This is a genomic window from Nonomuraea cavernae, assembly GCF_040655715.1.
Classification (GTDB): Bacteria; Actinomycetota; Actinomycetes; order Streptosporangiales; family Streptosporangiaceae; genus Nonomuraea; species Nonomuraea cavernae_A.
Map to the genome: position 1 here is coordinate 135,265 of NZ_JBFAKL010000024.1, position 11,902 is coordinate 147,166.

Consider the following 11,902-nt stretch of genomic DNA (forward strand, 5'->3'; position numbering starts at 1 on the left):
ACCTCGCTCTCGGCTCCCGGTTTCATGTCCGAAACACGGTAAACGTTTACAGCAATGCGCTCGAAACGGTTGCGGCCACGGGAGGACAGCTTTGGGCGAGGGACCCACGATCACCACGATCGCCGAGCGCGCGGGCGTCTCCATCGCCTCGGTCTCGCGCGTGCTGAACGGACTGCCGACCCGGCAGGAGACCGAGCGCAAGGTGCTGGCCGCGGCCGAGGAGCTCGGCTACGTGCGCAACGCCGTGGCCAGGTCGCTCAAGTCGCGCCGCACCCACCAGGTCGCGTTCGCCATGGCCGACGTCGGCAACCCGGCCTACCTGGCCATGCTGCGTGAGATCCAGCCGGTGCTCAAGGCGGCCGGCTACCGGCTCGTGCTGCACTCCACCGACGCCGTCGTGGCCGACGAGATCGACGTGCTGCACAGCCTCGGCGAGCGCTACGTGGACGGGCTCATCATGGTGCCGCTGCGGGTCACCGAGGCGCACCTGACGATGCTCGCCACCGCCCGCGCCCCTGTGGTGATCATCGGTTCGGTGCCCGAGGACACGCCCGTCGACAACGTGCGCGCCGACTCGCGCACCGGGGTCAGGCTGGCCCTCGACCACCTGCACGCGCTCGGCCGCCGCCGCATCGGGCTGGTCAACGGCCCGCTCGACACCGTGCCGGGCGCGGCCCGCGGCGCGGCCTACCGGGAGGCGCTCGGCGCGCTCGGCCTGCCGTACGACGAGGAGCTGGTGGAGATCGGCGACTTCTACCGCGCGGAGGGGGGCCGCGCGGTGGCGGCGCTGCTCGACCGGGTGCCCGACGTCGACGCGCTGATGTGCGCCAACGACCTGATCGCGCTCGGCGCGCTCGACGTGCTGCGCGCGGCCGGCCGGCGGGTGCCGCAGGACGTGGCGGTGGTCGGGATGGACGACACCGACCTGGCCGCCGCCTCCTGGCCGTCGCTCAGCAGCGTCTCCCTGGGCTCCGCCGAACGTGGCCGGGCCGCGGCCGAGCTGCTCCTCGACCGGTTGCAGTACGGCGAGCGCGAGCCCCGTCTGGTCACGGTGCCGCCCCACCTCGTGGTGCGCGCCTCCAGCGGCCGGGCGGGCGCGGAGGAGCCGGAGGGGAACACCTCGTGACGGCGACCATGACGCGACCCGCGCCGCCCCGGCGGCAGACCGGGCGCGGCGGCGGCTCGCGGCAGAGCCGCGAGATGTGGATGCTCATGCTGCCCGCGCTGGTGCCGGTCCTGCTGTTCAGCGTCGGCCCCCTCCTGTACGGCATCGGCCTGGCGTTCACCGACGCGGAGGCCGGCCGCAACCACGTCACGAGCTTCGTCGGCCTGGCCAACTTCGGCGACCTGCTGGCCGACGACGAGTTCTGGTCGTCGATCAGGGTCGGCCTGATCTGGGCCGTGTCCGTGACCGTGCTGCAGTTTCTCGCCTCGCTGGGCCTGGCGCTGCTGCTCAACCAGAAGCTGTGGTTCAGGGGCCTGGCCCGGGTGCTGGCCGTGGTGCCGTGGGCGATGCCGCCCGTGGTCATCGGCCTGATGTGGCGCCTGGTCTACCACCCCGACGCGGGGATCGTGAACAGCACGCTCGGCACCGACATCAACTGGCTCGCCGACTTCACCTGGGCCTTGCCCGCCATCATCGTCATGGGCATCTGGAGCGGCATGCCGCAGACCACCGTGGTGCTGCTGGCCGGCCTGCAGGGCGTGCCCAAGGAGCTGTACGAGGCGGTCGAGGTCGACGGCGCGGGCAGCTGGCGCAGGTTCTGGAACATCACGCTGCCCCAGCTGCGCCCCATCATCGTCACCATCACCTCGCTCGACTTCGTGTGGAACGTCAACCAGTTCAGCCTGGTCTACGTGCTCACCCAGGGCGGCCCCGGCGGCCGGACCCGGCTGCCCATGCTCTTCGCCTACGAGGAGGCGTTCCGCTACGGCTTCTTCGGCTACGCGGCGACCCTCGGACTGACCATCGTGATCGTCGTGCTCGCCCTGCTCGGGTTCTACCTGTGGCGGCAGCTGCGGGAGGTTTCGTGAGAAGGGTCCCGCAGTACGCCGCGCTGCTGGCGTACCTCGTCTTCCTGGCGTTCCCGCTGGTCTGGCTGCTGTCCACGGCGCTGAAGACGCCGCAGGAGATGGCCGCGCTCGACCCTGCCTGGATCCCGCACGATCCCACGCTCGCCAACTTCGGCGACGCGTTCGGCGAGCAGGACCTCGTGGGCGCGGGCGCGCGCAGCCTGGTCGTGGCCCTGGCCAGTTCGCTGCTGACGGTCGCCGTGGCGTTGCCCGCGGCCTACGCGCTGGCCCGCTATCGAGGGCTGCTCAAGCAGGTCGCGCTCGGCTGGGTGCTGGTCAGCCAGGTCTTCCCGTTCATCCTGATCATCATCCCGCTGTTCATGGTGCTGCGGCGGCTCGACCTGGTGAACACCCTGACCGGGCTCGTGGTGGTGCACGTGACGTTCACGCTGCCGTTCGCGCTGTGGATGCTGCAGGGCTACGTGCGGTCGGTGCCGCGCGAGCTGGAGGAGGCCGCGGCCGTGGACGGCGCGGGCCGGATCCGCTCGATCGTCAGCGTCGTCGCGCCGCTCCTCGCGCCCGGAGTGGTGGCCACACTGCTGTTCTCGTTCATCTCGTCGTGGAACGAGTTCCTCTTCGCACTCGTGGTCCTCAAGGACCCCGAGGTGATGACACTTCCGCTCACGCTGGTGAGGTTCACCGGCCCCGAGGGGGTGTCCAGGCTCGGCCCGCTCGCCGCGGCGTCGCTCATGGCGACGATCCCGAGCCTGATCTTCTTCGCGATCATCCAGCGACGGCTGAGGTCCGGTCTGATGGCCGGCGCTGTCAAGGGCTAGGAGGCTCTCATGCGTATGAAGTCCGCGTTGGCGGCAGCCGCGATCGTGGCGCTGACCGCCGCGTGCGGTGGGGGAGGTGCGGAGCAGGAGCCCTCCTCGGGCGAGCCGGTCAAGCTCGACTTCCTGAGCCTCGCCTGGCAGAAGGAGTCGGTGGAGGCCAACAAGCAGCTCGTCGAGGAGTGGAACAAGGCCAACCCGGGCATCCAGGTCACCTACGTCCAGGGCAGCTGGGACACCGTCAACGACCAGCTCGTCACGTCGTTCGAGGGCGGCGACGCGCCGGACGTCATCCACGATGACTCGCCCGCCCTGTCCGGGTTCGCCGCCAAGGGCTACCTGCTGGACCTGAAGGAGAAGGTGCCCGCCGAGCTGAAGAGCGACATCCCGCAGCCCGCCTGGGACACCGTCACCTTCGACGACGGCAAGGGCGGCGAGGGGGTGTTCGGCGTGCCGTTCCTGCAGGAGTCGCAGGTCATCATCGCCAACAAGAAGCTGCTCGACGCGGCCAAGGTGCGCATCCCCACCTCCGAGGAGCCGTGGACGTGGGACGAGTTCGCCGACATCAGCAAGAAGCTCACCAAGGGCGACACGCACGGCGTGGCCTGGCCGATGAAGTCGCCGGTCAACAAGACGCTCAACCTGGCGCTCAACTTCGGCGGCACCTTCTTCCAGACCACCGGCGGCAAGACCACGGTCAAGGTCGGCGCCGAGGAGAAGGAGGTCCTCCAGCGCATCCACGACCAGCTCTACAAGGACAAGTCGGCCGACACCGCGGCGCTCGGCATGGGCACCGCCGACCCGCTGCCCGGCTTCTTCGCCGACAAGTACGCGATGCTGCCCGTCGGCGTCTTCCTGCGTCAGCAGGTCGCCGAGCAGGCGCCCGACGGCTTCGAGTGGGTGACGCTCCCGCCGCTCAAGGGCGTCAGCGCCGAGCAGGGCGCGGTCTCGCAGACCCTGTCGGTCGCCGCCGACAGCAAGCACCCGGACGAGGCCGTCACGTTCATCTCGTTCTTCCTGAACGGCCCCAACCAGGCCAAGCTCGCCAAGGGTGACTGGCTGCTGCCGACCTCGGTCAAGGCCGCCTCCGACCCGGTCATCACCACCGAGGAGAACGGCTGGGACGTGGCCACCGCCTCGGGCAAGAACCTCGTGGTGGCGCCGTTCCTCAAGGTGAACGGGTTCGACGAGTGGAAGAGCAAGGTGGCGACGCCGGTGCTGCAGGAGTTCTACGGCAACAAGATCACCATCGACGAGGCGGCCAAGAGGCTTGTCGACGACGGCAACAAGGTGCTGGAGCGGTACCAGCGGTGACCTTTCGCGACAGAGCCCGGGGGTGTCTGCTCGGCCTGGCGGCCGGCGACGCCCTCGGGGCGCCCGCGGAGAACCTCTCTCCCGCCGAGATCCGCCGGCGGTGGGGACGGCTCACCGAGATCGAGGGCGGCGGCACCGACGACACCGAATACGCCATCTTCGCCGCCTCCCTGCTGGTGCGGCACGGGCACGCGCTGACCCCGGCCGACGTGGCCGCCGCCTACCGGGCGCAGATCCTCCCGCTGGTGACGGGGCCGATGCGCGGGGCCGGCTTCTCCGAGCTCGGCACCGTCGAGGCGCTGCGCCGGGGGCTGGAGCCGCCGCTGACCGGGCGGGCGCACCTGCACGGCTGGTCGGACGGCCTGGCCATGCGCGCCGCGCCGTACGGGGTGTTCTGCCCGGGCGATCCGGCCGAGGCGGCGCGGCTGGCCGAGCAGGACGGGCGGGTGAGCCAGTCGGACGAGGGCATTCTCGGTGGCCGCGCGGTCGCGGGGGCCGTGGCCGCCGCCATGTCCGGGGCCTCACCACGGGAGACGGTGCGCGCCGCGCTGTCGGTGCTGCCCGCCGACTCCTGGACCGCCCGGAACATCACGCGGGTGTGCGAGGTGCTCGACCGGCCACCCACCGCCGGCCCCGGTGCGGCGCCGCCCTGCGAGCCGGGGGCGGCGGCACAGGACGCGCTGGTCGAGGCGTTGCACGCGGCAGTCGTGGTCAGGCACTATCCCTGGACGGACCTGGCCCCCGAGGCGGTGGCGCTCGCGCTGGCCGCCTACCTGGTGGGCGAGGGCGAGGTGGAGGCGTCCGTGACGTTCGGCGTCGGGCTGGGGCGGGACGCCGACACCATCGGCGCCATCGCGGGCGCCGTCGCCGGAGCGGGCCAGGGCGAGCGCGGCGTGCCCGAGCGGTGGGCCCGCCGGGTCGGGCCCGCGACCGGAAAGTGCCTGCCCGTGGTGGCGGGCAGGCACGTGCTCGACGTCGCCGACGAACTGGCCGCCCTCCTGCCGGCGGGCCCGGCGGATCCGGTGGTCCCGGTGGTCCCGGTGGTCCCGGTGGTCCCGGTGGTCCCGGTGGTCCCGGTGGTCCCGGGGGATCCGGGGGATCCGGCGGCTCAGGTGGACGCGGGCGGGCCGGGGGATCTGGCGGACGAAACGGCCGATGGGCCAAGGGGAGGGCGGTAGAGCATGTCGGGGGACAGGATCAGGGGGGCCTTTCTCGGGCTGGCCGTGGGCGACGCGGCCGGCTGGCCCGCCGCCAGGCACCGGGCGGCCCTGCACGCGCCGTGGAGCAGGCGGCTGCACCGCGAGCTCGACGCGTTCGCCGAGGAGCACCGGGTCACCACGCTGCCGGTGCCGTTCGCGCTCAACCAGCCGGTCGCGCCGCTGGCCGTCGGCCCGTCCGACGACGCCGAATGGCTAGCCTGGACGCTGCTCACCATCGACGAGCCGCGCGCCGGGGCGTTCCGCGCGCTCGGCCCGGACACCCGGGCCCGCATCTCGGTCGCGACCGCGATCGACAATCTGGCCCGGGGCGTCGAGCCGCCCGCCAGCGGGCACGACAACCCGCACCACTTCGACGACGCCGCGGCCGTCAGGGCGGTCGCCTTCGGCGCGCTCGGCCGTGACCCCTTCGAGGACGCCCGGGTCACCAACGCCGGCGACGGGCTGCTCGGGGCTCGGGCCATGGCGCTGGCCGTGGCCGAGGCGGTCGCGTCGGGCTCGGCGGCCGAGGCCGTCCGGGCGGCGCTGACCGTACTGCCCGGTGACACCGCCATCGGCCACAACGCGCGGCTCGCGCTGGAGGTGGCCCGCGCGGCGGGGGACCCGTTCGCCGCCGTGCCCGCGCTCGACGCGGCCCTGCTCGACCACGTCTACAGCTACGCGGTGGGCGCGGCGCAGACGGTGCCCGTCGCGCTGGCGCTGGCCGAGGTGTCGGGCGGCGCGCTCGACCGGGCGGTGCCGGCCGCCGCGTGCCTGGCCGCCCTGGCAGACTCGGCCCCCGCTCTCACCGGAGCACTGGCCGGCGCGTGTGGCGGGCTCGCCGCGATCCCGGAGGGGTGGATCGCGTCGGCCCGTACGCTGGCCGGCTGCTGCGTGCCGGCGCTGTCGGGGAAGGATCTGATGGAACTCACGGAGGAATTCGCTTGACCTCCTCCCCCTCGTGAACGAGGGGGATTCCCACGGTCGCCCGTGAGGGTTTCCTGTTTCACCGCCGATCGCCCGCCAGGAAGGAGGACTTCCCTTGAGGTCTTACATCGGCTCCACAGGCGTTTCAGCTCTCCGCCAGCCCGGCGGCGAGGATGTTCTTGGCCGCGTTCACGTCCCGGTCATGAGATGCGCCGCAGGCGCACACCCAGGTCCGGACGTTCAGCGGCATGGACGGCTGGAGTGTCCCGCACGCCGAGCACAGCCTGGAGGAGGGGAACCAGCGGTCCACCACGACGAGTCGTCGCCCGTACCAGCGGCTCTTGTACTCCAGCATGCCGCGCAGCTCCCGCCAGGACGCGTCCGAGATGGCGCGCGCCAGGCTGCGGTTGCGGATCATGTTGCGGACGGTCAGGTCTTCCACGGCGATCACTTGAGTTTCGCGAACAAGCCGTGTAGTGACCTTGTGCAGGAAGTCGCGTCTGCGGTCGGCGATCCGCGCGTGCACGCGGGCCACCTTCAGCCGGGCCTTGACCCGGTTGGCCGAGCCCTTCTCCTTTCGGGCCAGCGCCCGCTGAGCACGGGCCAGCCTGCGCCGGTCGGCCCGCTCATGACGCGGGTTGGCGATCTTCTCGCCGGTCGACAGCGTTACCAGAGCGGTGATCCCCGCGTCCACCCCCACCACCTGCGTGACCGGGGGCAGCGGGGCGATCTTCTCCTCCACCAGGATGGACACGAACCACCGACCGGCCGCGTCCCTGCTCACGGTTACCGTGGACGGCTCCGCACCCTCAGGCAAGGGCCGCGACCACACGATGTCCAGCGGCGCGTCCATCTTCGCCAACGTCAACCGGCCGTCGCGCCAGCGGAACGCCGAACGGGTGTATTCGGCGCTCAGCCGCGACTTCTTACGGGACTTGAACACCGGATACCTGGCCCGTTTGGCGAAGAAACCGGCGAACGCCGCCTGCAGGTGGCGCAACGCCTGCTGCAACGGGACACACGGCACCTCACCCAGAAAGCTCAGCTCCGCAGAGCGCTTCCACGCCGTCAGCAGCGCCGAAGACTCCGCATAGGAGACGCCGCGGCCTTCCAGCCGATAGGCCCGGGTGCGCTCCTCCAGCGCCTTGTTGTAGACCAGGCGGACGCAGCCGAACGTCCGGGCAAGCTCCGCTGCCTGCTCGGGGGTCGGGTGGAAGCGGTACTTGTAGGCCCGCTTCACGATCTGCGCCACGCCGCGCACCTTACCGCAAGATCCGCCAAATCTCGGACACGTGTTCGAATTGACGGCATTGTTCCGGCTTTCCTCCCCGCCCTGAAGGACGGGGTCTCCAGCCTTGAGGAGATTCGCATGACGCCACTTGAAGACCAGCCTGCCGACCTGCTCGCGAGCAAGGCCACAGGTTGCGTGGCGGGGGCGGCGGTCGGTGACGCGCTGGGCGGCGCGACCGAGGGCTGGACTCCCGAACAGATCGTGAAGAGGTACGGCGGCCAGGTCCAGGGCATTGTGCCCCCGTACAACGAGGACTGGCGCAACGCCCGGCCCATCGCGCCCTATCACAAGGGCGACGGCCACATCACCGACGACACCCTGATGACGCACGCGCTGATCCGCGTCTACGAGAAGGTCCAGGGACACCTCGGGGCCTACGCGATGGCCGACCACCTGGTGCCGGAGCTGATGGGGGAGCGGCGGTGGATCCCCGAGCTGGAGACCGAGGCACTGCCGCTGCACAGGATCTTCCTGGCCGAGAAGTGGATCGTGGCCCGGCTGCACTACGGCCACGTGGACCCCCGCGAGGCCGGCGTCGGAAATATCGTGAACTGCGGTGCGGCGATGTACATGGCGCCCGTCGGCGTCGTGAACGCCGCCGCCCCCGACGCCGCCTACGCCGAGGCCGTCGACCTGGCCGGCGCCCACCAGTCGAGCTACGGCAGGGAGGCGGCCGGGGTGATGGCCGCCGCCGTCGCCGAGGCCATGCGGCCGGGCGCGACCGTCGACTCGGTGGTCACGACCTGCCTGCGGCTGGCCAAGGACGGCACCCGGGCCGCCATCGACGCCGTCTGCGAGACCGCGCGCGGCCTCGGCCACTGGGACGGCTCGTTCGCGGCGCTCCGGGCGGCCGTCCGGCCCTACGACACGGTCGCCGACACCTACCGCGACCAGGGCCTCGGCGCGCGGCGGCCGAGCCGCGTGCACAGCATCGAGGAGCTGCCGCTGGCGCTCGCCTTCCTCGTCGTGGCCAAGGGCGACTTCCGGGAGACGGTGCTCGGCGGCGTCAACTACGGCCGTGACGCCGACTCGATCGCCTCCATGGGCGGCGCCATCGCGGGCGCGCTCGGCGGGCTCGCCGCCGTTCCGGCCGAGTGGCTGGAGAGGGTCGCCGAGGCCAGCCGCATCGACCTGCTGGCGCCCGGCCGCGCCATCGCCCAGGTGGCGCGCCGCGTCCACGCCGACGACCGCGCCCGCCGCCACGTCCACGAGTCCGCCTTCGCCACCCTCCTCACGGACGGCCCCCGATGACCACTGCCCGCCCGCCACGCCCGCTACCACCCGCTTCGGGCACGATGCCCGCTCCGCGTCCTGTGGTGGTGGGTTCGGGTGCGTTGCCTGCTCCGCGTTCGGCGGTGGTCGCGTGGCGACCCGTGGTGCTCGGTTCGGGTACGGCGGGGCGCGCGTGATTCGGCTCACCTGGGTGCAGCCCGAGGACCTGGTCGGGCACGAGCTGCGGCAGGCCGCCGAGGACGGCAGGGACGTGCGTGACGTCGCCGCCCGATGGCACGCGGCCGGCGGTCACGACGCCCCGCCGCGCGCCGGCGCCTCCGAGCCCGGCGCGTCGAGGTTGCGGCCGCTGGCCGAGCGGCTGCTCGACGAGCTGGCCGCGATCCCGTCGCCGCTCGACGAGCCGACCGACCTGGCCGCCATCATCGCCGCCACACCTTCCTGGCCCGCAGCCCACGACCGGGTTCCGGGCGGGCGGCGGGCCGACCCCGCGCGGGTGCTGGGCGCCTGGCAGGGCAGGGTCGCCGGGTGCGTCCTGGGCAAGCCCGTGGAGAAGATCCCGCGCGAGGGGATCAGAGCGATCGCCGAGGCGACCGGCAACTGGCCCATCCGGGGCTGGTTCACCGCCAGGGGCCTGCCGCCGGAGATCGCCGAACGGTGGCCGTGGAACCGGCGCAGCGCCGTCAACTCGCTGGCCGAGAACATCGACGGTATCCCCGAGGACGACGACCTCAACTACCCGCTGCTCGCCCTGTCGGTCCTGGAGCGCCACGGCCGCGCCTTCACCACCGACGACGTGGCCAGGCTGTGGCTCGACGAACTGCCCGCGGGCCGTACGTTCACCGCGGAGCGCGTCGCGTACCGCAATCTGCTGGCCGGCGTGGAGCCCCCGGAGACGGCCACGCTCCGCAACCCGTTCCGCGAGTGGATCGGCGCGATGATCAGGACCGACGTGTACGGCTGGATCAACCCGGGCGACCCCGCCACCGCGGCCGAGTACGCCTGGCGGGACGCCCGGCTCACGCACACGGCGAACGGCGTCTACGGCGCGATGTTCGCCGCCGCCATGTGCGCGCAGTCGCTCGTCGCGACCTCGGTGGAGGAGGTGGTGAGCGCCGGGCTGTCGGTCGTCCCGCCGGGCTCGCGGCTGCACCAGGCCGTACGTCAGGCGGTCGAGGACGCCTCGCGGGAGAGCGACTTCGAGAGGGTCGTCGACCGGCTGCACGAGCGGCACGGCGGCCTGCACTGGGTGCACACGGTCAACAACGCCGCCCTCGTCGCCGCCGCCCTGGTCCACGGCGGGGGCGACGTCACGGCGACGATCGCGGGGGCGGTCGCCGGCGGGTGGGACACCGACTCGGCGGGCGCGACGGCGGGCTCGCTCGCCGGGGCGCTCAACGGCGGTGTGCCCCGGCGGTGGCGCACGCGTGACAGCCTGGCGACCAGCCTGACCGGTTTCGACGGCATCGGGCTGGCGGAGCTGGCCCGCCGCACGCAGGAGATGATGGGCGGATGATCTCGGTCTTCGGCAGTGCCAACATGGACCTGGTCGCGTACGCGTCCCGGGCTCCCCGGCGGGGTGAGACGGTCACGGGCCGGATGTTCCGCACCGTGCCCGGCGGCAAGGGCGCCAACCAGGCGATCGCCGCGGCCCGGGCGGGCGCGGAGGTGGCGTTCCTCGGCGCGGTGGGCGACGACGGCTTCGGCGCGGAGCTGCGCGAGACGCTGGCCGTGGCCGGGGTGAGCGTCGAACGGCTGCGGCAGGCGCCCGGCCCGAGCGGCATCGCGCACATCGTGGTCGACGACGAGGGCGGCAACTCGATCGTCGTGGTGCCCGGCGCCAACGGCGCCGTCACCGGCCCCGACGAGCAGGACGAGGCCGTGATCGCGGCCTCGCGGGCGCTGCTGCTCCAGCTCGAACTGCCCATGCCGGCGGTGGTCGCCGCCGCGCGGGCGGCCAGGGACGCGGGTGTGCCCGCCATCCTCACGCCCGCCCCGTCGAGGCCACTGCCGGCCGAGTTGCTGGACGCGGTCGCGTTGATCGTGCCCAACGAGCACGAGGCCGCCGACCTCACCGGTGCGTCCTCTCCCGGCGCGGCCCTGGACGCGCTGCTCGGCCTGGTCCCGGAAGCGGTGATCACGCTCGGCTCCGAGGGCGCCCTGTACGGCTCCCGCTCGGGCGAGCGGCTGCGGGTGCCCGCCGTACGGGTGCAGGCGGTCGACACCACGGCGGCCGGTGACACGTTCGCCGGCGCGCTCGCGGTGGCCCGCGTGGAGGGCCGTCCGATGGCCGAGGCGCTGCGGTTCGCCTCGGTGGCCGCGGCGCTGTCCGTCCAGCGGGAGGGGGCCAGCACCTCGATGCCGTCCCGCGCCGACATCGAGGCGGGGCTCGCCCGCTGACGTGAGTCAGAGGCCGGCGGCGGTCCGGAGGGACTCGGCGCGGTCGGTGGACTCCCAGGAGAAGCCCTCGCGGCCGAAGTGGCCGTAGGCGGCGGTCTCGGAGTAGATCGGGCGCAGCAGGTCGAGGTCGCGGATGATGGCGGCCGGACGCAGGTCGAACACCTGCGGCACGGCGGCCTGGATCTTCTCCACCGCCACCTTCTCGGTGCCGAAGCACTCCACGAACAGCCCGACCGGCTGGGCCTTGCCGATCGCGTAGGCGACCTGCACCTCGCAACGGTCGGCCAGCCCGGCGGCCACCACGTTCTTGGCCACCCAGCGCATCGCGTAGGCCGCCGAACGGTCCACCTTGGACGGGTCCTTGCCGGAGAACGCGCCGCCACCGTGACGCGCCATCCCACCGTAGGTGTCAATGATGATCTTGCGGCCGGTCAGCCCGGCGTCACCCATCGGCCCGCCGATCTCGAACCGCCCGGTCGGGTTGACCAGCAGCCGGTAATCGGAGGTGTCGAGGTCGAGCCCCGCCAGCACCGGCTCGACGACGTGCGAGCGGATGTCGGGCGTCAGCCGTTCGGTCAGGGAGACGCCGGGGGAGTGCTGGGCGGAGACGACCACGGTGTCGAGGCGGACCGGCCGGTCGCCGTCGTACTCGATGGTGACCTGGGTCTTGCCGTCGGGCCGCAGGTAGGGCACCAGGC

10 protein-coding genes and 1 pseudogene are annotated in these 11,902 nt (G+C 72.6%); 9 read left to right on the forward strand and 2 right to left on the reverse strand.

The genetic code is table 11. The annotated features are described in order from the left end of the window. Positions 1 to 91: 91 nt before the first annotated feature. The 6 genes from AB0I38_RS29990 to AB0I38_RS30015 are packed head-to-tail and all read left to right on the forward strand — an operon-like array spanning position 92 to position 6,304. Complete coding sequence (locus tag AB0I38_RS29990) at positions 92 to 1,126, forward strand: LacI family DNA-binding transcriptional regulator (RefSeq protein WP_358485157.1); 1,035 nt, start codon at positions 92 to 94, stop codon at positions 1,124 to 1,126. After that, a complete protein-coding gene (locus AB0I38_RS29995) occupies positions 1,123 to 2,034 on the forward strand; it encodes a carbohydrate ABC transporter permease (protein ID WP_358485169.1) in 912 nt (303 codons plus the stop codon). Before AB0I38_RS29990 ends, AB0I38_RS29995 begins: the two co-directional genes overlap by 4 nt. After that, the gene (locus tag AB0I38_RS30000; RefSeq protein ID WP_358485175.1) at positions 2,031 to 2,849 is read left to right on the forward strand and encodes a carbohydrate ABC transporter permease; all 819 of its coding nucleotides are present in this window, start codon (positions 2,031 to 2,033) and stop codon (positions 2,847 to 2,849) included. The genes AB0I38_RS29995 and AB0I38_RS30000 overlap by 4 nt, the downstream gene beginning before the upstream one ends. Positions 2,850 to 2,858: 9 nt before the next feature. Then, a complete protein-coding gene (locus AB0I38_RS30005; RefSeq protein ID WP_358485187.1) occupies positions 2,859 to 4,160 on the forward strand; it encodes an ABC transporter substrate-binding protein in 1,302 nt (433 codons plus the stop codon). After that, positions 4,157 to 5,338, forward strand: a complete 1,182-nt coding sequence (locus tag AB0I38_RS30010) for an ADP-ribosylglycohydrolase family protein (protein ID WP_358485193.1) — start codon at positions 4,157 to 4,159, stop codon at positions 5,336 to 5,338. The genes AB0I38_RS30005 and AB0I38_RS30010 overlap by 4 nt, the downstream gene beginning before the upstream one ends. A gap of 3 nt (positions 5,339 to 5,341) precedes the next feature. Beyond that, on the forward strand, positions 5,342 to 6,304 hold the full coding sequence (locus AB0I38_RS30015) for an ADP-ribosylglycohydrolase family protein (RefSeq protein ID WP_358485202.1): 963 nt from the start codon (positions 5,342 to 5,344) through the stop codon (positions 6,302 to 6,304). Here AB0I38_RS30015 and AB0I38_RS30020 read toward each other — a convergent pair. Next, positions 6,285 to 7,535 (reverse strand): annotated as a pseudogene (locus AB0I38_RS30020) (RNA-guided endonuclease InsQ/TnpB family protein). The gene AB0I38_RS30015 and the pseudogene AB0I38_RS30020 sit on opposite strands and share 20 nt — an antisense overlap. Before the next feature lie 117 nt (positions 7,536 to 7,652). Here AB0I38_RS30020 and AB0I38_RS30025 point away from each other — a divergent pair. The 3 genes from AB0I38_RS30025 to rbsK all read left to right on the forward strand — a co-directional run bounded on the left by AB0I38_RS30025 (position 7,653) and on the right by rbsK (position 11,204). Further along, positions 7,653 to 8,825, forward strand: a complete 1,173-nt coding sequence (locus AB0I38_RS30025) for an ADP-ribosylglycohydrolase family protein (protein ID WP_358485211.1) — start codon at positions 7,653 to 7,655, stop codon at positions 8,823 to 8,825. Positions 8,826 to 8,979: 154 nt separating this feature from the next. Further along, positions 8,980 to 10,320 (forward strand): ADP-ribosylglycohydrolase family protein, encoded by a 1,341-nt coding sequence (locus AB0I38_RS30030; protein WP_358485219.1) that lies wholly within the window; start codon positions 8,980 to 8,982, stop codon positions 10,318 to 10,320. After that, on the forward strand, positions 10,317 to 11,204 hold the full coding sequence (rbsK, locus tag AB0I38_RS30035) for a ribokinase (RefSeq protein ID WP_358485229.1): 888 nt from the start codon (positions 10,317 to 10,319) through the stop codon (positions 11,202 to 11,204). Before AB0I38_RS30030 ends, rbsK begins: the two co-directional genes overlap by 4 nt. A 6-nt stretch (positions 11,205 to 11,210) precedes the next feature. Here rbsK and metK read toward each other — a convergent pair. After that, the coding region (gene metK / locus AB0I38_RS30040; protein WP_358485239.1) for a methionine adenosyltransferase at positions 11,211 to 11,902 on the reverse strand (692 nt) is incomplete at its 5' end.